The 22,175-nt window shown below is 62.5% G+C and carries 22 protein-coding genes and 2 tRNA genes; 9 read left to right on the forward strand and 15 right to left on the reverse strand.

Going from position 1 to position 22,175, the window contains the following annotated elements:
• The first annotated feature begins 285 nt into the window (after positions 1-285).
• From U0S50_RS05930 to U0S50_RS05940, 3 genes are all read left to right on the forward strand, one after another.
• Complete coding sequence (locus tag U0S50_RS05930; RefSeq protein ID WP_322307857.1) at positions 286-1,362, forward strand: restriction endonuclease; 1,077 nt, start codon at positions 286-288, stop codon at positions 1,360-1,362.
• Between the two features lie 137 nt (positions 1,363-1,499).
• On the forward strand, positions 1,500-2,348 hold the full coding sequence (locus U0S50_RS05935) for an energy transducer TonB (protein WP_322307858.1): 849 nt from the start codon (positions 1,500-1,502) through the stop codon (positions 2,346-2,348).
• Between the two features lie 37 nt (positions 2,349-2,385).
• Positions 2,386-4,659 carry an ATP-binding protein gene (locus tag U0S50_RS05940; RefSeq protein ID WP_322307859.1) on the forward strand — a complete coding sequence of 758 codons (2,274 nt, stop codon included), beginning with the start codon at positions 2,386-2,388 and terminating at the stop codon, positions 4,657-4,659.
• Between the two features lie 101 nt (positions 4,660-4,760).
• On the opposite strand, the gene U0S50_RS05945 is transcribed toward U0S50_RS05940, so the two are convergent.
• Complete coding sequence (locus U0S50_RS05945) at positions 4,761-5,222, reverse strand: DUF6118 family protein (RefSeq protein ID WP_322307860.1); 462 nt, start codon at positions 5,220-5,222, stop codon at positions 4,761-4,763.
• A gap of 9 nt (positions 5,223-5,231) precedes the next feature.
• The gene (gene traA, locus U0S50_RS05950) at positions 5,232-8,204 is read right to left on the reverse strand and encodes a Ti-type conjugative transfer relaxase TraA (protein WP_322307861.1); all 2,973 of its coding nucleotides are present in this window, start codon (positions 8,202-8,204) and stop codon (positions 5,232-5,234) included.
• A 172-nt stretch (positions 8,205-8,376) separates the two neighbouring features.
• On the opposite strand from traA, the gene traD reads away from it, so the two are divergent.
• The gene (traD, locus tag U0S50_RS05955) at positions 8,377-8,700 is read left to right on the forward strand and encodes a conjugal transfer protein TraD (protein ID WP_322307862.1); all 324 of its coding nucleotides are present in this window, start codon (positions 8,377-8,379) and stop codon (positions 8,698-8,700) included.
• 16 nt (positions 8,701-8,716) lie between these two features.
• The gene (locus U0S50_RS05960) at positions 8,717-8,929 is read left to right on the forward strand and encodes a conjugal transfer protein TraD (RefSeq protein ID WP_322307863.1); all 213 of its coding nucleotides are present in this window, start codon (positions 8,717-8,719) and stop codon (positions 8,927-8,929) included.
• Positions 8,930-8,939: 10 nt separating this feature from the next.
• Here the strand turns inward: U0S50_RS05960 and U0S50_RS05965 are convergent, their stop codons facing one another.
• The 5 genes from U0S50_RS05965 to U0S50_RS05985 are packed head-to-tail and all read right to left on the reverse strand — an operon-like array spanning position 8,940 to position 11,759.
• Entirely contained in the window at positions 8,940-9,122 is a 183-nt protein-coding gene (locus tag U0S50_RS05965) for a hypothetical protein (RefSeq protein WP_322307864.1), read from the reverse strand.
• Positions 9,123-9,165: 43 nt separating this feature from the next.
• On the reverse strand, positions 9,166-9,612 hold the full coding sequence (locus U0S50_RS05970) for a MucR family transcriptional regulator (protein ID WP_322307865.1): 447 nt from the start codon (positions 9,610-9,612) through the stop codon (positions 9,166-9,168).
• A gap of 27 nt (positions 9,613-9,639) precedes the next feature.
• On the reverse strand, positions 9,640-10,560 hold the full coding sequence (locus tag U0S50_RS05975; protein WP_322307866.1) for a HEPN domain-containing protein: 921 nt from the start codon (positions 10,558-10,560) through the stop codon (positions 9,640-9,642).
• A gap of 60 nt (positions 10,561-10,620) precedes the next feature.
• Complete coding sequence (locus U0S50_RS05980; protein ID WP_322307867.1) at positions 10,621-10,857, reverse strand: sigma factor-like helix-turn-helix DNA-binding protein; 237 nt, start codon at positions 10,855-10,857, stop codon at positions 10,621-10,623.
• An 8-nt stretch (positions 10,858-10,865) separates the two neighbouring features.
• Complete coding sequence (locus tag U0S50_RS05985; protein WP_322307868.1) at positions 10,866-11,759, reverse strand: ArdC family protein; 894 nt, start codon at positions 11,757-11,759, stop codon at positions 10,866-10,868.
• A gap of 511 nt (positions 11,760-12,270) precedes the next feature.
• Here U0S50_RS05985 and U0S50_RS05990 point away from each other — a divergent pair.
• Complete coding sequence (locus U0S50_RS05990) at positions 12,271-12,519, forward strand: helix-turn-helix transcriptional regulator (protein ID WP_322307869.1); 249 nt, start codon at positions 12,271-12,273, stop codon at positions 12,517-12,519.
• Positions 12,520-12,571: 52 nt separating this feature from the next.
• Here the strand turns inward: U0S50_RS05990 and U0S50_RS05995 are convergent, their stop codons facing one another.
• The 4 genes from U0S50_RS05995 to U0S50_RS06010 all read right to left on the reverse strand — a co-directional run bounded on the left by U0S50_RS05995 (position 12,572) and on the right by U0S50_RS06010 (position 17,366).
• Positions 12,572-12,895 (reverse strand): DUF736 domain-containing protein, encoded by a 324-nt coding sequence (locus U0S50_RS05995; RefSeq protein WP_322307870.1) that lies wholly within the window; start codon positions 12,893-12,895, stop codon positions 12,572-12,574.
• A gap of 769 nt (positions 12,896-13,664) precedes the next feature.
• On the reverse strand, positions 13,665-15,452 hold the full coding sequence (locus U0S50_RS06000) for a ParB/RepB/Spo0J family partition protein (protein WP_322307871.1): 1,788 nt from the start codon (positions 15,450-15,452) through the stop codon (positions 13,665-13,667).
• 420 nt (positions 15,453-15,872) lie between these two features.
• Positions 15,873-17,084 (reverse strand): tyrosine-type recombinase/integrase, encoded by a 1,212-nt coding sequence (locus U0S50_RS06005; protein ID WP_322307872.1) that lies wholly within the window; start codon positions 17,082-17,084, stop codon positions 15,873-15,875.
• A 196-nt stretch (positions 17,085-17,280) separates the two neighbouring features.
• Positions 17,281-17,366 (reverse strand) — tRNA-Tyr (locus U0S50_RS06010).
• Between the two features lie 79 nt (positions 17,367-17,445).
• Between U0S50_RS06010 and rlmB the strand changes: the two genes are divergently transcribed.
• Complete coding sequence (rlmB, locus tag U0S50_RS06015) at positions 17,446-18,213, forward strand: 23S rRNA (guanosine(2251)-2'-O)-methyltransferase RlmB (protein ID WP_322307873.1); 768 nt, start codon at positions 17,446-17,448, stop codon at positions 18,211-18,213.
• A 115-nt stretch (positions 18,214-18,328) separates the two neighbouring features.
• Here rlmB and U0S50_RS06020 read toward each other — a convergent pair whose 3' ends face one another.
• Complete coding sequence (locus U0S50_RS06020; RefSeq protein ID WP_322307874.1) at positions 18,329-18,646, reverse strand: 2Fe-2S iron-sulfur cluster-binding protein; 318 nt, start codon at positions 18,644-18,646, stop codon at positions 18,329-18,331.
• A gap of 101 nt (positions 18,647-18,747) precedes the next feature.
• Between U0S50_RS06020 and U0S50_RS06025 the strand changes: the two genes are divergently transcribed.
• Complete coding sequence (locus U0S50_RS06025; protein ID WP_322307875.1) at positions 18,748-19,365, forward strand: DNA-3-methyladenine glycosylase 2 family protein; 618 nt, start codon at positions 18,748-18,750, stop codon at positions 19,363-19,365.
• 123 nt (positions 19,366-19,488) lie between these two features.
• Here U0S50_RS06025 and tig read toward each other — a convergent pair whose 3' ends face one another.
• Together tig and U0S50_RS06035 are read right to left on the reverse strand one after the other, a co-directional pair.
• A complete protein-coding gene (gene tig / locus U0S50_RS06030; RefSeq protein ID WP_322308260.1) occupies positions 19,489-21,063 on the reverse strand; it encodes a trigger factor in 1,575 nt (524 codons plus the stop codon).
• 100 nt (positions 21,064-21,163) lie between these two features.
• Positions 21,164-21,248, reverse strand: a tRNA-Leu gene (locus U0S50_RS06035).
• A gap of 171 nt (positions 21,249-21,419) precedes the next feature.
• Here U0S50_RS06035 and U0S50_RS06040 point away from each other — a divergent pair.
• Positions 21,420-21,614 carry a hypothetical protein gene (locus U0S50_RS06040; protein ID WP_322307876.1) on the forward strand — a complete coding sequence of 65 codons (195 nt, stop codon included), beginning with the start codon at positions 21,420-21,422 and terminating at the stop codon, positions 21,612-21,614.
• A gap of 13 nt (positions 21,615-21,627) precedes the next feature.
• On the opposite strand, the gene U0S50_RS06045 is transcribed toward U0S50_RS06040, so the two are convergent.
• Positions 21,628-22,137: a hypothetical protein gene (locus tag U0S50_RS06045; protein ID WP_322307877.1), complete on the reverse strand. Its 510-nt coding sequence runs from the start codon at positions 22,135-22,137 to the stop codon at positions 21,628-21,630.
• Positions 22,138-22,175: the final 38 nt, after the last annotated feature.

Genomic DNA, 22,175 nt, shown 5'->3' on the forward strand with positions numbered 1-22,175 from the left:
CGGAAAATACGGCTGAAGACGCGCCATCTGCTCGTCCGTCAGCCAATACAAATCACTCATCATTCAGGCTCCTCACCCCAAGCCTGAATCACAGCCGTCACCGCAAATCAATGGGTCCTGACCCTAGCGGTTTCGAAAGGAACAGATGCGGCCGCTTCGTTCCAACATCTTTAAGTCTAAGTCAGCTTTATTGCTGCCGCGGCCTCCAACTATATCTTCGCGCAATTTGCTGCCATGAATAGCCGAATAAGCTGAAGAGGCGATCGGCTTGGGGGAGAAATTTCGATGTGGCCTTTTTCGAAGAAAGCCAAGACGGCGGAGCCCGAACAAACAAGGCCCAGCACACTTCCGCATGATGTCCTTGCGCAAGGCATATTGCTCACCACCTGCAGCGGCGTCCGCCTGGCAGCCGTTTATGCAAACATGGCCGGCTTCCCTGACGAAGTCATCACGCCCGAGAATGCGGCGCGCTTCGACGAGATCATCCAAGCGCCTCCGGCCTTCACGCCGGCGGGGATCGAGGTCGGCGTGAACCGCGTGGTCGAAGGCTGCAATATCCTTTGTCAAAGCGGCGCCTTCAACACTTTGATCTTCGGCGTCACAGGCCAAGATCATGCCGCCAATCGGCCAGAGCTCGAGCGCTTTTGTTCATCAGTGCGGCGTCAAGGGCTGAGCAGTCTCTGTGCGGAGGCCGGCTTTGATCTTCGAGCTTTTTTGACCGAGACGAGCACCGAGCGGCGCGAGGCCGATTTGCGAGCGCTGTTCGCAAAGCTTGAAGAAAAGCGAGATTATATGAAGCCGCTCTTGCTCCGCGCGCGCGCCAAGGGCCGGAACAAATATGGCGACCTTGATTATACGGATTATGTCGCCGAGCTCGCCGAGTTCCTCCGGACCTATTTCAAAGACGGGGATCTTCAGTTTTTCTACAACCGCGTCCCGCTGCTGGCTTGCATGAATTTTATCGAGGACTGGTTTGGCGAAGGCCTAGATCCGCTCGCAATGCCGCTTGATGGGATTGATTTTGAGCATTGGTGCGCATCGAGGATAGAGGCCCAAGGCTGGTCAGTTCGGGTGAGCAAATCGACCGGAGACCAAGGCGTCGATATCGAGGCCATGCGCGACGGAAAAACGGTCGCGATTCAATGCAAACGCTATCAGCAGCCGATCGGCAATAAGTCGGTTCAGGAGGCCTTTACGGGTATGACGCATTACCGCGCGGACCTTGCGATGGTGATTGGCACGGGGGGCTTTACGAAGGCGGCGCTGGATGTCGCGGCAAGTAGCGGCGTCATTTTGCTCGATGCGGAAAATATCGGCGAATTTTCGTCCATCGTGGAAACCCGCTTTCAGCAGATGGGATAGGGCAGCTGTAAGGCGCGGTGGGGGCCGGATCGCCAGCTGACGAAGTCACGCTTCGTTATGCGACGATCTCTTTTGGAAGTTCTTTGAATTGAGCGGAGCCAGCAGTCTGACTATCTTGCTGGTTGGGGGAGAGAAATATGCGCGCAATTTGTTTGGCACTGGCCGGCACGCTTCTGGCAGTTCCGGAGACCGCAGCCGCGCGCAGCTGGCCCGAGACGGCCGGCTGGACGGTGTTCGAGGGCGATGACCATTGCGGCGTCACGATGGAATATGAGGGCAAGGGCTCGAGCGAGCTTAGCGTTGGCGTCAACGTCGATGGCGGCGTGATCGCGCTTTTGACCAATACAGGATGGAGCACCTCGGAGACCGAAAGCTATGAGATCAGCTGGGTGCTCGGCGACCGGGAATATACGGGAACGAGCAAAGGCTTTGGCAAAAGCTATGAGATGCGCAAGGGGTTTGGGGGCAAATTTGGCCCTGAGTTCTTGGATGATTTTGCCAAAGCCTCGAGCCTACATGTTTATCGCGGCGAGATGCTGATCGATCAGCTCTCGCTGAGCGGGAGCGGCGCCGCGACCGCAATGGCGCGCCGCTGTCTTCAGACGATTAAGACGCGGCTCGCGGCTGAAGAGAAGGAGCGCCAGCGTTTTTCGCATATTGCCGATGATCCTTTCGCTGGCGGCCCGACGGCTGAGGAGAGCGCCAAGCGTGCCGGCGAGCCCCCTCGCCCACTCAACCTTTCGAGTTGGGGACAGATGAGCGATTATCCGGCGCGTGCGATGCGCGAAGAGCGCGAAGGCACGGCGCATTATCTTTTGACGGTGAGTGCAGCGGGCCGTGTCACCGACTGCCGCGTGACCAAATCAAGCGGCCATGCGGATTTAGACGCCGAGACCTGCGCGGTTGTACTGCGGCGTGCGCGCTTCGAGCCAGGAGGTGTTGAGGGCCAATATGAGGGCGAAATGAAATGGGCTCTGCCGCGATAACAAAACTCTCCCCATCAACTCAAATTGGCAGACCCAATTGACCTATGATTTTCGTTCGCTGCTGGCGGCTGATTTTGAAGATTTGGCGCGTGATCTGATCGGCGCAGCGCTTGGCATTCGTTTCGAGGCCTTTGGCGCGGGGCGCGACGGCGGCATGGACGGCCGGCATACGAGCGCGGCGGGCAACATTATTTTGCAAGCAAAGCATTATGTCGACTCGAGTGCTGCAGCGCTTGTGTCCACGATGCGCAAAGAGCGGCCAACGATCGATGCGCTTGCCGCGAAGCGCTATATCCTCGCAACATCGCAGCCGCTCAATGCTGACAGAAAAAAGAAGCTTGCGGCCGAGATCGGCCCAACGCTGCGGCGCCATTCGGATATTTTCGCGCAAGGCGATCTCAATGCGAAGCTGCGCAAATTCCCAGAGATTGAGCGCACGCATCTGAAGCTTTGGCTCTCGACGACGACGGTGCTCAGCGCGGTATTGGATGGGATTGTGAATGCGGGATCGCACGCGTTCACGATGACGAGCGCGGCTGAGATTGCCGCGAAGGTGAAGGTTTATGCGTCGAACCCGAGCCTTGCGGCAGCGCGCGATCTTCTCGACCAGCGGCATGTGCTCATTGTGTCTGGCCCGCCGGGGGTCGGGAAATCGACGCTCGCGGAGATCTTGACCTTTGCGTATTTGAGCGAGGGCTGGGAGCTTGTTGCGCTTCGTTCGCTAGAAGATGGCTTTGCTCGGATTGACGACAGCCGGCGTCAAATTTTCTTCTTCGACGATTTTCTCGGTGCCATCGCACTCGACCGCAAAGCCCTATCCGCGAAAGATAATGAGCTCGCCAAATTCATGCGGCGCGTTCAGTCGAGCCCCAATGCGCGGTTCATTCTTACGACGCGCGCTTATATCCTCAATGAGGCCAAACAGGTTTCGGAAAAGCTCGCCGACAAAAGGGTCGACCTTACAACCTTCGTTCTGGATCTCAGCGCTTATACGCGCGGGATTCGCGCGCGCATCCTCTACAATCACCTGGCACTAAGCGGCATCCCTCACAGCCATATTCTGGCGCTGATCGACAGCGAGGAGCTGCCGAGCGTTGTTGACCATCCGCATTATAGCCCGCGTATTATTGAATGGATGACCGATGCGGCGCGCCTCGAAACCATGGCGTCGCAAGATTATCCCGCCGCCTTCCTAGCCGCCCTCGACAATCCCACCGAGCTTTGGGACAAGGCCTTCCAGCACCATATCGATGCGGCGTGCCGGCATCTTTTGATCACCCTCTTCTTCGCACCAGCATTTGGAGCGAGCATAGCGCAGCTACGCCGACAGTTTGAGGGTGTCCACGTGAGGATGTGCGATGCGCATGGGATAGCACGCGACGCAAAAGACTTTGAGCAAAGCCTCAAAAAGGTGGAGGGAAGCTTCGTCACGATCGTCGACGGCGAGGTCGACTTCATCAATCCTTCGGTTCGCGACTATTTGTCGAGCTATCTAGCAGACGTTTCTCTCTTATGTCGGCTCGCCCCAGAGCTTGCGGTAGTGGAGAGTGCGCGTGAGATATGGCGCTTGGCCAACAATCGATTTCGCGACGACGCGCAGGCACTGCGCGAGATAGCCAGGGCCTTAGCGCAATCTGCGCCTCGGGTGGCCGAAGCATCCGATGATTGGACAGTCTTCTACGGCCCTGCTGATCGCATACAGCTATTGCTCGATTGGTGGGCGCACAGCGGGGAGCAGATATGTTTCGCGACGGCGCTCGAAATTGCGCAGAATCCGCCGCAAGCTTTCTCGGTCTGGAGCGATGGCACAGAGCTTTTGAACATCATTCACAAACTCCATCCCGAAAACCATTATAGCCAGACGGAAGAGACGGAACAGTTATCGAACCTGCTGGAAGAGATCGCCATCACATTGTTTGAGGAGAGCATGGGAAGCGATCATCTTCTCGCCATGTCCGAGCTGGTTGAGCGCCACGCTTGCTACTCCGAAGCGATGCGGATCGCCGTTCGCGAAGCGATTGAGAATGAGATCGACAATGCTTGGCGAGCTACGTCAGATCTCTCTTCAGAGTCGGAATTGGAAGACCATTCTGAAAATCTGAAAGCGCTTGCGAAACTGGCAGGGACATCACCCACAAAGCTCCAGAAGGCGATTGAAGCGATCGATGAGCGCATCGCGGAGCTGGAGCTCGAGAGCCAGTCGTTCGAGGGTCCGGACATTGGCAAACTTGATGTCGAAGATGATGACATATTCGGCGACGACGCGCTGCACGATCTGTTCGGCAGCCTTCGCTACACACCGGCAGATTAGGTGATCGACTACCGATCCTTAACGGCAGCTTTGAGATGAACGACACTAGCTCGTGAGCGACGAAAATGAGGCGCATTGCCGTCGAAATGCGAGGTTACCTTTTAGGTCCACGCCGCCACGCCGATGAGCGTCCAGAACGCCCCCAACAGCAATCCGCCGGTGCCCGCCCAAGTCACCCACCAATCCTGTTCCGCACTCGAGCGCTTCTGCTTGATCATGCCCTCGACGCGCCCGAGCGACCGGACCAGCTCCGCGCGGGCCTCGCCGACGGATTTGCGATCCTCGGAGCCATAGGATCGCGAGGCTTCGTGGCTTTCGGCGGCGAGTGTGAGCGGCGTGAGGCGCATAGCCGGCTTGTCATGAATGCTTTCGACGCGCTGATCGATATTGTCGAGACGCGCCTCGATCTTGCGAAGCGTGGGCGAATAGTCGGGCATTTTCTCCTTCGCGGCAGTGAGGCCTTCGATCGCCGCGTGCAGAAGAGACACCTGGTTGCGCAGCTCGTCGAAGGCTTCGGCGGCATTGTTGGAGGGTGTGGGCGAGCGGGTCCGTTTTGCAGTCATGGCTTTCGTCTACATCGATATTCCCATGCCGCGCGAGCGGCCGAGCCATTGCTGGAGGTCGTGGGACAAACTTCCTGTCGCACGCGATTTCAGGCCCAGTTCGGCGCGGCGGTCTCGGAGCAGCGACTCGAGCTGCGGATCGCGGTGGAGGCTCTTCGCCATGTCGTTAAGATTGTCACGCGCCGCGTCACGCGCGGCGTAGGTCGGGGCGTCTTTCACCTTCGCGCTCTCTTTCTTCCATGTCGCAACGAACAGCTCCGCGCGCTTCTCGGTATCGACAGCCAGCCGCTTCGCTTCGGCGGCAAGCCGTACGCGTTCGCGCGCTGCGCGCTCGGCCGCGGCTCGTTCGGCTGCGCGAGCGGCATCCTGACGATCCATCGCCGCCATAGCGCCGGCGGTCCGACCCTCCGCTGCGTCCTTCGTCAGCTGGTAGCTCTTCCCGAACGCTTCGCGCAGATCGTTCGCGCCGCCCGGACGCAGCGCATCGAGCTCGGTTCGCGCCCTGCGATAGGCGTCGATCTCGTGCGGCAGTTCCTTCCCGCCGCCCCGCCGCACATCGACGATCTGTTTCGTGATACCCGCAAAGCGCTCGACCGCCTTGTGGAGCGGCGACTGCGCCGGTGCCGCATCGAGCGAGCGAGCATTCACGCGAACATCCGCAAGCCCGACTGCCCGCTTGACCTCGGGCACCGCCTTCCTAGCATCTTTGCGCGACACGGAGAGCTTCAGCCCGTCGAACATGCCGCGCTTGGGCTCCGCCGCCTTGGCGGGTGCCGGTGTCCGATAATCGCTCGCCATGTCCTTGCCGCGCTCGCGCGAGGCAGCCCGAACGAGCTTGGACTGGCTCGCAAAATCATCGCGTCCGTAGTATAAGTCCGCCTGCTCGCGATGCCTGGACAGCGCGACGTAAGTCGAGTGGCTGTCTACCCCCGGCGTCGCGAGCACCTGCACGCGGTCGATCGTCATGCCCTGCGCCTTGTGGATCGTCGCGGCATAGCCATGATCGACATGGGCATAGTCCTTCAGGTCGAACGCCACGCTACGCCCGTCGTCGAGCATCACCGCCATGCGCATGCGATCGACATTCTGCACCGTCCCGAGCGAACCATTCTTCACGCCGATGCTCCGCTCATTCCTGAGGAACATCACACGGTCATTCTCGGCGAACATCCGTTCGCCGCGTTCAACGCTGAGCGCGACCTCGGCGCCGAGCGCGCCGCCTGCCTTGAGCCGGTCGCGAACCTCCTCGTTGAGCGCCCGCACCTCGTCATTGGTGTGAGTCAGGATGATCCGGCTGGCATCGGGATATAGCTGCCGGTCGCGATCCCAGGCATCAACCAGCTCGGCGCGCGCCGCCTCGCGCGTCGCGGCGGCATGAACCATGCCGGCCTCCGCATAACGCCCGATCGCCTCGCCCGTGCGCGCGGTCGCGAGCTCGCGCGTTGCCTCGCGCTGCCAGTCTTGTTGCTGGCGACGGATGTCCATAATCTCGATGGCGCCATGTCGTTCGGCGACAGATCGGAATGCCGCGCCCGCCTCGATCGCCTGCAGCTGCTGCGGGTCGCCGACCAGCACGACTTTCGCGCCCTGAAGCTCCGCTTCGGACACGACGCGCTCGAGCTGGAGCGTGCCGACCATGCCCGCCTCGTCGATGACGAGGATATGTTGGTCGGTCAGACGATTGCGGTCATTGGCCCATTGATGTTCGAGGCTGGCGAGCGTGCGCGAACCGATGCCCGAACCATGCTCCAGTCCCTCCGCCGCGATGCCCGACAGCGCGGCGCCCTGCACCTGATAGCCCGCGGCTTCCCACGCTTCGCGCGCGACACCCAGCATCGCGCTCTTCCCCGTGCCGGCATAGCCGATGATATTGCTGATTCCGCGCGAACTGGTCACATGCTCAAGCGCGCCGCGCTGCTCGACGGAGAGGTCGAGACCCCGTTTCGCGGCCAGCGCCAACGCACGCTCGCGCTGGCGGTCGGGCACCGCATGATTGCGCCGCGTATCAAGCGTCGCGGTCGCGCGTTCGAGACGCTGCTCGGTGTCGATCATCGATCGCGACGTGAACCGATCCTCGCCACGCCCGTCTTTGCCGAGCGCGACGAGGTCGGGCGATGATTTGACTGCCGCCATCACGGCGTCGAACTGTTCTTTCCCATCGCTATGTCGGTGCACAAACATGGCAAGGTCGCGGTTCGTGAACGTCGCCTGCCGGTGGGTTATCGCGTCGAGCGCGATGCTGGGATTGGCGATGATCCTCTCGCCATTCGACCGCGCGATCTCGAGGTGCTCGCCGAACCTATCGGCGTCCAGTCCTTCCGCCGCCATGCGCGACGCCGCCGGGCCGATCTTGTGCTGCGGCTCGAGGTCGATGCCCTGCGCTTGGAGCGACCGATGATCGACGCGCGCATCGATATCGAGCGCGGCCAGCCGCTCGTTGACATGCTCGGCCCACGCTTCGCGCCAATGGCTTAGCAATTCGGTGCGGTTCCAGTCGCGCACCTTGGCGCCGAACTCGGCGCTACCATCCTCGCCAATGCGGATCTCGCGCATCGTCAGCATGACATGCGCGTGCGGCTTCGCGAGCCCGTCGGCGCCAATATCCCAATGGACATTGAGGTCGGCGATCATACCGCGATCGACGAATTCGCGGGCCACGAAGTCGCGGGCAAGCTCGATGCCTTGGCTCTCGGTCATCTCGCGCGGGATTGCGAACTCGATCTCGCGCGCGAGCTGCGCGTCCTTGCGGATCTCCGCCGCCTCGACATCATTCCAAAGCTCTTCGCGGTCGCGCCACTCTTCGGGCACACCTTCGGGCAGCATCACCTCGCTGTGCACGACGCCCGCCTTGTTCGAGAAGTCGTGGGCACGGCCGAGCCGCTCATCGTGAAGGCGATCGGCCGAACGATAGGCCGCGGCGGCGACCGCACTGCTGCCGGCGGCGCGGGAAATCACTTTTGCGGAGAAATGATAGATCGCCATGAGGGCAATCCATTTACAGCAAAACGGGCACGTCGGCACGACGTATAAGCGCGCCCTCACACGATTTCATCGCGCTCGGGATCACGGCATCTCATTAGATTTCAGCACCTTGCCGGGCTTTGAGATTCGGCATAGCTGGTTAGTCCGACCCACAAACATGGAAGGACAGACGATGCGGAAACCGCGTGATTTTGATGCTGAACTCCAGGCGCTCACCGACAAGGCGAAGGCGCTCAAGAATAAGAAGCAAAGCCAGCTTGGCGAGCTGGTCGTGGCGACAGGCGCCGATGCCCTTTCGATCGAGCAGCTTGCGGGCGCGCTGCTCGATGCGGCGGGTGCCGACGCCGCGCGAAAGGAGGTGTGGCGCAAGAGCGGCGCGAGCTTCTTTCGCAATGGAGGCACCCGCGCTCGCAAAGTCGCTGGCCGGAACGCGAGCGGCGGCGCGCCGAGCGATGCAGGCGCACAATCGCCTTCAGGCGAAGCGGGCGCGGCATGACACGCGGGCATGGCAGGTGAAGCGCCGCGAGCGAACGCGCCAGCTGATCGAGCTTGGCGGCCTCGTCGCTAAGACCGACCTGATCGAGCTGACCGGCGACGATCGTGCGGTCATTCTCGGGCTGCTCGTCGAGGCGTGTGCGAAGCTGCGCGGCGAAGAACGCGAGCAGCAAATGGCATTATGGCGCCGCCGGGGGCGGCGCGCCTTCGGTCCGGAAAATTGCTTGTAGCAGCTGGCGGTCAGTCGAGCGTCGCTTCTCCCGTCGTCGTGGCATCGGCGCCAATCTGCGTGCGCGGCGGATCAACTGATTTGAAGTCGATCGCACCCGGTTCAACGTCAGGAGCTTTGGCGCGCTCGGACCGAGCCGAACATCCCGAAGCGAACAGGAATATGGTCGCCGCTGCCACTATTTTAAGCGTCATAAGCAGTCCCCCATCACCGATGTCAGCGAGATTTGCCTACAGACTATTTGCCCTTGGCGCCACCGCGCCCACGCGCTGCGGGCTTGCGTCCGCCCCCGCGCTCCTTGGTTCCAAGGCCGATCTGCTTGGCGAGAACGCGCCGCTTCTCGGCATAGTTCGGCGCGACCATCGGGTAGTCGGCGGGCAGGCTCCACTTCGCGCGATAGTCGTCGGGCGTCATGCCAAAATGCGTCATCAAATGACGGCGCATCATCTTGAGCTTTTTGCCGTCTTCGAGACAGACGATATAGTCGGGCTTCACCGATGCGCGCACCGATACAGCAGGCTTCTGCGGCTCGGGTTCGGGTTCGGCGCCGGAAGCCAGCCCCGCAAGCGCTTCGTGGACCGAGCGGATGACGAGCGGAATATCCGATATGGCGACGCTGTTGTTGCTGACATGCGCGGCGACAATATCGGCGGTGAGCGTGACCAGCGTTTCGGCATCTTCCATTTCGAGCACTTCCCTTCGAACGCTAAGTTATTTCGCTTGGCGCTCTAGCAGAGCGATGCGCTCCGAACAAATGGCATGAACCGCGCGCCCCAATTCTTCAACGCGCTCGCCGAGCCACAGGAGCTCTTCCTCGGTGATCCGGAAGTGTTTTGAATATCTCGCCTTGACGTAAGCTTCTTTCAGCTTCTCGAAACGCGAGCGGTCGGCTTTGATTTCGCGCGGCCAGGCATCAACGAGGCGCATGTCGATGCGCTCGGCCTGTGTGCGCAAGAAGCCGAGATTGTGAACGTGCGGCGTGTAGAAGGTGCAGACCAGAAGCACGGTGTGATACAGGCGCTCCGCCGTCTGATGAAGGTCAAAAGCGGCCTTTTTCAGATCGCCATCATCAACCGCGTGTTTATAGCCACGAAGGAAGCTCTGCGCGCTCGGCACCCAATCTTCGAAATACTCCTTTGCCATGTCTAGCGCCTGCTGCGGCGTCTTGGGCTTCGGCGTGTGCAATTCCTTGTCGTCGAACTCGTATAGCGCGATGCCGTCCTTCGCGATGTCCATGAAGAAATAACGCCCGTGCGCGAGACCGTCGTTCACCTCCTGCATCGTGTGAACAATGAAGTTCACCGGTGTATGCAGCGTCTTGTCGATCGCAAGCTCGCGATTAAGCCGATCCTCGACCTTCAGCCAATAATCGACCTTGTCGGTGAGCCTTTTGTCGCTGACGATGATGAGCAGATCGAAGTCGGAGCGATAGCCCTTCGCGGTGTGCGGCTCATCGACCCAGCCGCCGCGCGCGTAGCTGCCGTAAAGGATCAGCTTCTCGATGCGGCCTTTCCTCTTCCAGTTCATTGTCGCGAGTGCGATGCTGTCGGCAAATTCCTCGAAGATGATATTCTTCACGCGCTCGATTTCGCGCTGCTTGTTGGCCGGAAGATGATCAAGGTCGGTACGCATTGATTTCACCCTGTAATTGCGCGGGCCGGATGGCAAGCGCCATCCGGCCCGCCGGGCCTCCTAAAGCCGGAATCGCCACCACCATGGATCCTTTTCGTCCATGGCAGTCATGAGGACGCGAAGCGCGCCCGAAAAATGCCATTCGACCTCGGCGACCGTGATGCCGAACCGCACGGCGATTTCGGGATAGCTGAGTTCCTCAACACGGATCGCGAGGAAGATTTTGCGGTCCATCTCCTCCATCCGGTCAACGGCGCGCTCGGCACGCCACAGGCGCAGCCGGTCGTCGCGCGGCATGCGGGCGCTCATTGTCCGTCACCAACAAAAGCGAGCAGAAAATCGCTCGCGTTGCTTGCCGCACTGGCAGCGCGAAAGATCGCCTTCTCATCGTCCCGCAGCACCGACAGCCATGATGCGATATAATCCGCGTGGCGAACGGTCGGCGCGATGCCGAGCGAAGCACAGGTGAACGCCGCCGCCATCTCGGCAACAAGCTCCTCCTTGGCGTAGGCCTCCGACCCGAACCCGCCCTTCTGATCGCGATCCAACCGGCTCCCATGACCGGTCCAGTGACCAAGCTCATGGAGCGCGGTGCGATACCAATTCACCGGTTCGTGGAACGCGGCCTGCGGCGGCACCTGCACAAAATCATGGCTCGGGCTATAAAAGGCTTCGCCGCCGCCGATATTGAAGTGCGCACCGCTTGCGGCGATCAGCGCATCGGCCTCGGCGATGGCGAGGACCGGATCGGGGCTGACCATCGGGGCGATGAAGTCGTCGGGCAGTCCCTCGCACTGGTCGACGTTGAACACGACAAAGCGTTTGAGGAACGCCACTTGCCGCGCCTCGCGATCCTCGCCGCGCGCCGCCTCGGCTTCGGCCTTGGGTGTGAACCGGTCTGCGTAGCAGATGACGGTGCCTTTCGCTCCGCGCTGCACGTTGCCGCCCGATGCTTCGGCTTGCCGGTAGGTCAGCCAGCGCTGCGACGCATAGCCTTTGGCAATAGCTTCCGCCCACAGGATCAAGACGTTGATGCCGCTATACTTGCGGGCGGTTCCGGCATTCTGCGGCATGGTGCATCCGCACGCCGCACTATCCCACGGCTGCACCCAAGGCAGCCGCCCGTCTTCCAGCTCAACGATGATCCGGTTGGTGACCTCGCTGTAGAGGCTGGCCCGTTCCTTTCGTTCCGCACGCATATCCCTTCTCCTTCCAGCCACCGCACCCCGGCCCGGAAGGGGGCGGGGTGGGCGGCAGGAGGGAGCCGGCAGACCCGCATTATCGGGCGGGCCGCACCCGAAGGGCCGGAACGAAGAGTAGGACCCGCGGAACGCGGGTTGCGGCCCGGCCGGGCGGGGCTAAGCGAGTGACGCCCACCCTGCCCCCGCCCCGCCGGGAACAATCGACGCCGCCGCATAGCGGCGACCGCTTGGGCGCCGGAAGCGTCCGACCATAGCGAATCGATAGCGCCGCGCCGGTCACGGCGCGACATTCGGCAACCTCGCCGTGCGGTTCGAGACATAATGAGAATAAAAATGGCGGAATGCGCCGGGGTAGTCTGGAGCTGCCTGAAGATGCCTGCGGATGCCGGCGGATGCCCACGGAACTACGCTCTCGCGCTACGCCAGAACGCGTGGTTTTCTGCGGTGTTGACTATGGATGCGGGCCTCCCCTTCTATGGTTTTACGTCGACGTATGATCCCGCAACATATGGAGAAATACCGCATGGCATATCAGTCACCCTTGCGCATGATGCGCCTCGATGAAGTCCTCGCCCTCACCGGCCTCAGCCGCGCGACCCTCTACCGCAAGATCGCCGCCGGAACCTTCCCGCCACAGCACAAACTCAACGAGCGCTGCTGCGGCTGGCGCGCCGGCGAAGTCGACATCTGGCTTCGCAATCCGATCTCGTTCACCCTCGCCGATCTCAAGCGCGACGCAAATCGCGACGCCGCCTGACCTGCACGGCAAAGCCCCGCGCCGCATCTGCGGCGCGGGGTGGAAGCCCAGCTCAGTCGGCGGGGTTCCAGATCAGCGCGTAACCGTCTTCTCCGTCTTGACCGGCGGCGCGGCCGAGGTTGGCATAGAGGCGGCGCGGCCCGAACTCGGGAGCGGCGAGGCTGAGCGACACATATTGCTCGCCCGAGACCTGACCGACGCGGATCCAGCCGGCACCGATCTCGACGCCTTCCGAATAGACCCGGTAGTCGGGCTGGACGTCGCCGCTCTTCGAGCGGTTGGGCCGAATCTCGATCGCCGCGCGGATCGAGAGGGTTTTCAGCTGGCCCACGAAACCCGTTTCGATGGTGCCGTTCACAAAGCCGATTGCTGCCATTGGTCGTCTCCTTGAATTTACCGCGGGACCATCCCTGCGGCATGGGCGGACCAAGGACCGGCGCATGAGGTGACCCGCGAACCTGCAGGGCCGCAGCGAAGCGGAGGAGTGCGGCGGCGCGATTATTTGAAGCGAAGCGGCCGCGAGGAGACTGCGCAGCAGTCGGGGAAATAATCACGCCGCCGCACTTTCGCGGGACGCCGCGCCGGTCCAGGTCATATCGCCCGTCGCCGGGGATGGATCTGCGGCTGAGGTCGCGGAGACGGTGGCAGCTTCGCCTTAGCGACTAGCGAGAATTTCGGGGGTGCAAGCGGAGGTCGCGTCACGCGCGCTGCTCATTTCTACGCCCGGAAGGCGGCCCAAGCCCTTCCAGGCTATCCAAGGCTAGTGGCCGAGAATCCCGAGGTGGGACAATCGGCCGAGGAAATTGCGACGAGTTGCAGTGGTTTGCTCGCAACTCTGTCGGGTTTCTACAATCCTGCGATCCCGCCACCGTTAATAAGTAGGGTACGAAATCTTCCGCTGGGCGGTCGCTACTGCGACCCACGCGACGGCTCGGTGGTGGGGGGCGATGTTTTGCGATGCATACATCGTTGAAGGGCGGCGCGAGGAATTCCTCACGCCGCCTTTCTTTTTGTACCCGCGCGCCGATGCCGCCTGCGGCAGCGGCGCGCGCCGAACGACCAACGCCGCGCCGGTCCACAAGACCGGCGCGTCAATTTCCCCCGAGGAAGAAGAGGCGGGCGACCGAAGCCGCCCGCCCAGCCGGTCAAGCCGCCAAAGGCGGCTGCTCCTCGTCATCACCCTCTTGGGCTTCCGCAACGTCGGCGCTCGCCGCAAGCTCGTGCCGGACGCTCGCAGCCGAGTTCACGCTGCCGACCCCACCGCGCGTCGTGTAGGCCGACGGCGGAAAGGCCATCCACTGCGGCATCCACGGCTCGGCCTTGGCGCGACCGTTGGCGCCTTCAAGGCAATCAGCAACGATAGCCTTCAAGGCCTTGCCCTTCTCGCCCGCGTTGGCTGCTGCAACCTCCGGCCCTGCGACCTCGCCGACGATGGCGAGCAGGACTTCGCGGTCGCGAAGCTGGTCGAAGAACGCCGCGTCCGCTGACCAATGCTGGCGCATGTCGGTGCCGAGATGAAGGCCGATCATCTCCACCGCCTCGCTCCCTGCTTGCAGCGTCTCGCCCATGACGATCGCCGCGATTTCCAGCACCACCGGATCGGGAAGGTCGAGCAGCCGCGCAAACAGCGGGGCAAAAGGGGGACGGTTCATCGGCCTTCCCGTGACGGTCGGGGCATCCTCGTCGAGCCCGAGAACGCCAAGCACCGCGCGGCGCTTGAGGTCGAAGGCTGTCTCCGCAGAACAGGTTTCGACGCTCTCGGCGATATCCTCCTTCGGCGCGCGCTGGCCCTCGACATCGACGCGCCACAGGTCCGCGCCCGCGATGACATGCGCGAGCATCGCCCGCAGAGCCACGCCGCCATTGCTTGCCAGATCGGCGCGAACCGCCGCATGGCGATGAAGGTCGATATAGGCATTGAGCGGACCCGACACCTCTGGACGCGCCGGCTTGGCAATGGCGGCATCGCCGTCTTCGCCATTGCCGCCTCCCGAAAGCCTTTTCGCTTCCTTGGTGGTGACGAAGCCTTCGTGGAAGTTCACCTCGCCGCTCTCGCGGACCTCGACATAGATACGACCGCCCTTGCGCTTGCCCGCATGGGCGTAATCCCACGACCGGAACCAGTCACCGCGCGCCATGATGACGACATCGGACCAGCCCGCTTCGAGATAGTCAGCCTTGCGTGCTTCGATGGCTGCCATCTGCGCCGACCAGAAAGCATCGGCGTCGGCAAAGAAGCTGTCCTCGCCGAACAGATCGGACACGACCGCGAGCTTCGCTTCGTCGGCGTCGAACAGCGCGTGCTTCACCGCGATGGCGGTGCCGCCGAACAGCCACGCTTTCAGCTGATGGCCGGTCGGGCAATAGCCGCCCTCATCATCGAACAGGGCAAGCCATGATTTCTGCTGGCTCTTGGAAGCGAGGGTCAGGTGGCGGACGGTGCCCGCGTCGATTTCGCCGCCGCGATAGAGCGTGCGGATGCGCGGGAGCAGGTTGCCGAGCGCAAGAATGCGCTTCACCGCGCGCGGCTCGAACCCGAAACTGTCCGCGACCTCCTCGACCGTGCGCCCCGCCTTGACGAGCGCGACGAACGCCTCCCACTGGCTGACCTCGTCGGGCTGCACGCGCGCGAGATTTTCGAGCATCGACGCTTCGAGCGCATCGGCATCATCGCCTTCGTCGAGAATGGCGCAGGGAATGGGCCGAACCGCCCCGCCCTCGCGCGCCACCGCGCCGACGGCGGTAAAGCGCCGACGCCCGGCGACGATCTCGAAACGGCCTTCGGAACAATTGGGCCGAACGAGCAGTGGAACCAGCACGCCCCGCGCGCGAATACTCGGCATAAGGTCTGCGACGTCGGGGTCTTTCCCTTTCCCGCGCATATTGGCGGCTGCGATGGACAGCTTGCCCAGATCGATAAAATCCAGCTTCATGACGTTCTTCCTTCTCTCACCACACCCGGCCCCGGACGGCGGGGCGGGCGGCGAGAAAAGGCGACGGGACCGCGCCAAAGGCCGGCGCGCACCCGAAGGGCCGTAATGAAGTGAAGGAGCCGACGCGCAGCGGCGGCTTGCGGGGCGGCCGAGCGGTCCCATAGCCGCGCGCCGAACGACACGCTGTCCGTGGCCGGCCTACCGACAACGCCGCCGTGCGGTCAGCGCGGCGTCCTCATCGGATAACAGACGCGCCCTTGGCGAAGCCGCAGGCCGGGCGGCGTGCGTGCGCAGATGTGCTTAGCCGCCGCCCGCCAAGATCAGCGAGCCAAGAGCGCTGCGCGGCAACCCAAGCAAACGCGCGACCTCTGGCGGCAGCCTGCCGCCGCCAGTGCGCGCTCAATTGAGGCCGCGCTCAATTTAGACTGGCGACGCCGCTTTTTCTGATGCGGCAGTGCCGCCGGCACAATAGTCCCCCCACGCCTCCATTAGCCTGACGCGCGCGCCCGGTTGAGTCGGCGTGCCAAGATAGGTTGTGCGGCGATAGGCCGCCTGCACAGCGTCGGGTGTCTTGTGAGCCAGTGCCGCCTCGACGACGGCGTCGGCGAAGTCTTCGTTGGCCGCCCAGTCGGTGAATGTCGAGCGAAAGCCATGGACATGGAAAGGTTCGCTCATGTCGCGAAGCACTTTGAGCAGCGTCATGTCCGACATCGGCTTTCCGGCCACGCCCGGGAAAACGACATCGGTATCCGGAAGGCGGAAGGCATTGGCCTTGGCGAGCACCGCCAAAGCGGCGTCGGATAGCGGGACCATGTGCGCCTTGCCCCGCTTCATATGGTCGGCCGGAATGGACCAGAGGCGCCCTACGAAATCAAACTCATCCCATGTCGCGAGCCGAACCTCCTGGCTGCGCACGCCTGTAAGTATGAGCAGTTCGAGTGCCAGCCGCCCGAATGCCGGCTTTCGGCGCAAGGCGACCATGAAGCCGGGCAGCGCGCTGTAAGGCATCGCCTTGCGATTCTCGCGCGATTTCACTTGGCGGGGCAATCCGCGCCCGGCCTTCAGGCTTCCGTTGCCAGAGGGGGCTTCGGTGGAGCGCCAACCCTTCGCGTGCGCATAATCGAGAACGACGCAGATCCGGTTGCGCACCTGACGCGCCGTTTCGGGAATCTCCTGCCAAATCGGCAACAACACCTCGATAATATCGGCAGCGGTGATTCCCCCGGTCGGAACATCGCCCAATTTCGGAAATGCGTGGCTCTCCAGAGCCGCGAGCCATTGGCGCGCATAGATGGCGCTTTTCCAGCCGGCGGCATTCTCGCGATGATATTGGCGCGCCGCTTCGCGGAACGTCACCTTCCCGGCAGCTTCGCTCTTTCTCTCCGCAAGCACATCGCGACGCTCGATCTTGACGGCCTTGCGAAGTTCATTGGCTTTCTCACGCGCCTCCGCAAGCGGAAGCAGTTTGGCGCTGCCCAGGCCGATATCCTGGCGTTTGCCGTCGCGTTGCAGCCTCAGAAGCCAAGAGGCCCCTCCCCGCTTGTCGACCTTCAGAAACAGCCCGTCGCCGTCCTGATATGTGCCGGGATTTGCCAAGGCTGCCTTGACTGCCAAAGCTGTAAGCTTTTTCATAGGGTTAACCCATTTTTTTACCCCCACACTCGGAAGCCCGATTCGTAGGGGTCGAAAAATTTACCCCCACATTCTCCCCACACATTTTACTGCGCTGCAGTGATACGGTATGGGATGCAGAAGAACGACCGAGGGATAATACCCTAGGTTTTCTGAGGCTTCCAGCGATTTTAGGAGATGCCCTCGGACCGGAGGGTGGTGGACAGGGCTGGATTCGAACCAGCGTACGGAAAACCGGGCAGATTTACAGTCTGCTGCCTTTAACCACTCGGCCACCTGTCCATGGGGTCCGCGTTGGGAAGCGGTCCAATGGCGAAACGAGGCTTGCCTGTCAATGCCAGTCGTGGAAAAGGCCGCGACTATGAGGCAATTTTCCCGTCATCGTCGTCCCGCAGGCCAAAATCCGCGCGGTCAGGGCATCCGTTTCTGGGGTCGGCACGCCGTTTTGGCCGCACTTGGCAATCCCGAACGCCGCGTAAAGCGAATCTGGGGCACGCGCGAAGCGCTGGCTCAGCTCGACCTGCCGCCAGTGATTCCCATTTCCTTTGCCGACGTCGCCGACCTCGCCCGGCTGGTCCCGCGTGACGCCCCGCATCAGGGACTGGTGGTCGAAGTCGACCCGCTCGAGGGTCATTATCTTGGCGATATCCTGCAGGAAGAGATCGATGCCGAGAGCCGGCGGCCGCTGATCATCCTCGACCAGGTGACGGACCCGCACAATATCGGCGCGGTGCTGCGTTCCGCCGCCGCCTTCGACGCCGCGGCGATCGTCACCCAGGATCGGCACAGCCCGCCAGAAAGCGGCGTGATCGCCCGATCGGCATCAGGCGCGCTCGAAACCGTGCCGTGGGTGCGTGTGGTCAACCTGTCGCGCGCGCTGGAAGAGATTGCCGAGGCGCAGTATTGGCGCATCGGCCTGACCGGCGACACCGAAACGACGCTGGGCGAAACGCTTGACGGCAGCAAGGTCGCGCTGGTGCTCGGCTCCGAAGGCGACGGGATGCGCCACAATGTCATGGAGCATTGCGACGTGCTGGCGCGGCTGCCGATCTCGCCGCGCATGGAAAGCCTGAATATCTCGAATGCTGCGGCGGTCGCGCTTTACGCCGTCGCGACGGCGGCCGGCTGATACCAACCCGATCACGCCATGGGGCGCCCGGCAAAGGCCGGACGAAACGCTCCATGGCAGCTTGTGCAGCGAGCACCGGTCCACGCCGGGCTCGCGAGGGCGAAGAATCGCCCGATCAATCCTCTTCGGCGATCCGGATTTTCAGGCCGTCGAGCGCTTCGCTGAACGGAATCTGGCACGACAGCCGTGAATTTTCGTCGCGGTCGCTGGTCGAATCGAGAAGATCATTTTCATCTTCGCTCATCGCAGGGATCGCGTCCTTGTCGCCCGCCTCGACATGGACGTGGCACGTCGCGCACGAACAGCACCCACCGCACAGCGCCAGCAGCTCATCAAAACCGGCGTCGCGAATATTTTCCATCACGGTCAGGCTGGTGTCGCCCTCAATCTCATGTTCGGTCCCGTCGCGCGTCACCACAATCAGCTTGGCCATGCTCATCCCCATAGTTTCGTGTCGCAGGCGCTATGTCTCGCGTTGCACCGCAAATCAAGCGCTGCTATCGGAGATGGGAGAGAACAAAAAGGGAATATGGCATGGGATTGAGCCAGGAAACGCTGAACCGGAGCATCGATGCGCTAGCCGCAACCGATACCAATTTCGCGCGCGCGCTCGGCAATGCGGGATATCCCGAGCCGCGCATTCGCGAGCCCGGCTATACGACCCTGCTGCGGACCATCGTCGGACAGCAGGTCAGCGTCGCCGCCGCGACGTCGATCTGGAACAAGCTGGAGGCGACGTTCGGCACGGGATGTCCCGCCGAGGTGATGGCAGCCGCGGAATTCGATTCCTTGCGCGCCTGCGGCCTGTCCGCGCAAAAGCAGAGCTATGCCAAAAGCCTGGCGCAACTGATCCTGGACGGCGAACTCGATGTATCGGCGCTTCCCGCCGATGACGAGGAAGCGATCGCGCTGTTGACGAAGGTGAAGGGCATCGGCCGCTGGTCGGCCGAAATCTATCTGCTGTTCGCCGAAGGACGCCCCGACATCTGGCCCGCAGGCGATCTGGCTGTTCAGGAAGCCGTCGGCCGCATCCTGCAACTGGGCGCGCGCCCCAGCGAAAAGGTCACGCGCGAACTGGCCGAACCCTGGCGCCCGCATAGGGGCGCCGCCGCGATCTTTAGCTGGCACTGCTATAATATGGACGTGATCTGACCGCAGCTTCCCTGCCGGTCACAGCCGCCGAGGGGCGCTGAGGAAGGTTGAGGCAACAAAGGAAACAAAAGGGCCGGGTGAAGCATCCTCCACCCGGCCCTTTTTGTTTCGATCAGCCGCAGCTTAGTCCTTGGCAGCAGCCTTCTTGGCCGGTGTCTTCTTCGCCGGAGCTTTCTTGGCGGCGGGCTTGTCGCCCTCTTCAGCCTTGGCAGCAGCGGCCTTTTTCGCCGGAGCCTTCTTCGCGGGGGCTTCGGCAGCGGCCGCTTCCTTCGGCTCGTCCTTCTTGGCAGCGGCTTTCTTTGCCGGAGCCTTTTTGGCGGGCTTTTCGTCATGGTCGTGACCACAGCCCGGACCGTGAACATGGCCGTCTTCGTCCGCCTCGATCGCCGCTTCGATTTCTTCGCGGGTCACTTCGCGGTCGCTGATTTCCGCCTTTTCGAACAGGAAGTCGACGACCTTGTCCTCATAGAGCGGCGCGCGCAGCTGTGCGGCGGCGAGTGCATCCTGCTGGACATATTCGACGAAGCGCTGGCGATCTTCGGGGCGGTACTGCTGCGCTGCCTGCATGATCAGGCGCTGCATTTCCTGGCTGCTGACCTGGACACCATGAGCCTGGCCGATTTCGGACAGCAACAGGCCCAGACGGACGCGGCGTACCGCGATGCTGCGATATTCGTCGCGATCCTTTTCAAGCTCGGCCTTGGCGGCGTCGACATCGTCTTCGCGCGCGGCTTCCTGTTCGAGCTGTGCCCAGATCTGGTTGAATTCGGCTTCCACCATCGTCGGCGGCACGTCGAAGTCATGCGAAGCGGCGAGCTGGTCGAGCAGCTTGCGCTTCATATAGGTGCGGGTCAGACCGTTGAGTTCCTGTTCGACCTGATCCTTCATCAGCTCTTTCAGCTTGTCGAGGCTTTCGAGGCCCAGCGACTTGGCGAACTCGTCATCGATCTTGGTTTCGGCCGGAACCTTCACCGTCTTGACGGTGACGGCGAATTCGGCGGCCTGGCCCTTCAGATTTTCGACCGGATATTCGTCCGGGAACGTCACCTTGATGGTCTTTTCATCGCCAGCCTTCACGCCGACGAGCTGGTCCTCGAAGCCAGGGATCAGCTGGCCGGAGCCGATTTCGACCGCCATGTCTTCGCCGGTGCCGCCGTCAAAGGCAACGCCATCGACGCTGCCGGCGAAATCGATGATGACCTGGTCGCCGGTCGCGGCCTTCTTGGTCTTCGCCCCATCCTCGAAGCGCTTCATCTGCGCGGCGAATTCCTCGATCTTGGCCATCACGGCCTTGTCGTCGGCGGGAACGGTCAGGCGCTCCAGCTTGAGACCATCAATCGACGGCGTCGCGATATCGGGCAAGACTTCGAGCGCAACGGTGATTTCGGCGTCCTTGCCGCGTTCATAACCGTCGGCCAGCGTCACTGCCGGCTGCAACGCGGGGCGCAGCTTCTGTTCGGTCATCAGATCGCGAACGCTCTGGTCGATCGCCTTGTTCAGCGCGTCGGCCGACAGCGCTTCGCCGTGCATCTTGCGGATCAGATTCGGCGGAACCTTGCCAGGACGGAAACCGGGCATGCGCACCTGCGGCGCCACGGCCTTCACTTCCTCATCCACCCGCGCATCGATGTCCTTCGCGGTGATGGTCAGGCTATATTCGCGCTTCAGGCCTTCGTTCAGCGTTTCGACGGTCTTCATTGCCTTGCTCATATCCTTGCTCAAAATCTCGTGTCCTGGGCACCGGCCGGCTGGCGCGGTCCCCCTTCCCGGCTCCCGACTCCGGTCAGCGTGGACGAACTGGTGCGGGCGAAGGGACTCGAACCCCCACATCTTGCGATACTGGTACCTAAAACCAGCGCGTCTACCAATTCCGCCACGCCCGCAGGAGCTGTCGGCCGGGTGCACGGGATGCCATGCGCTGTGCCGCGCACGCCCGTGCGGGCCGCGCGGGGCTATAGCAGACGCGCGGCCAAGGGCAAGGGCGGAAAGCCGTGGTCTTCGCCAGGGCGGAACATGCAGCGCGCCGGTTCGTTGATAGGGCAAGGAGAATGAACATGACCGGTGGCAATACCCCCCTGCCCAAACCGCGCCCCGACCGCATCGAGCCGCAATCGCCGCCCGAAACCCCTGCGCGGCCAAGCCCGCAGGAAGATCCGGCAGGCCAGCCGATCGAAATTCCGGGGCGCCCCGGCGGCGGCGATATCGACGAACCCGGCCGCGGACCGAGCGAACTTCCGCCCAGCCACTGACCGCCTGCCGCGATCAGCGCGCCGTGCAAAAGGCGACGAAGCGGCGGATCGCATCACGCCCCTTGCGCGTCGCCACCATATCGATGCTATGGCCGCCGACGGTCATCCGCAGCCAGCCACGGGCGGCGAAAGCCGCGATCAGCGCCGAATCAGCGGCGATTTCCTGCGACGTGAAATAGGGCATCTCGTCGATCTCGGTCGCCGTGCTTTTTCCGGGCACGGAAAGCCGCTGATCGCCCGACGCCAGCGTCAGGTCGCGAAGATCCGCAGGCCCGCCCGAGATCCCGGCAAAGATGCGCCGTCCGCCCTCTTCGCATTGCAGGCTGAGCGGCTGATCGTCGGTGCCGTCGACTTCATAGGCAAGAATCGCGTCGGAAACGCGGCCCTCGTTGATCCGCAGCGCCCAGTCATACCCCTTGTTCACCGGAGGCGAAGGCGCGGCCTGGGCGGCATCGGTCGCACTCGCCGCACTCGCCGCCACAGCCGCACAGGCCAGCGAAACCAGAAACCGCGTCATCATCATCTCTGTCCTTGTCCACGACGACCGAATATCGGCGTTAT

Origin of the sequence: Sphingopyxis sp. (assembly GCF_034380315.1) — a bacterium.
Lineage (GTDB): Bacteria > Pseudomonadota > Alphaproteobacteria > Sphingomonadales > Sphingomonadaceae > Sphingopyxis.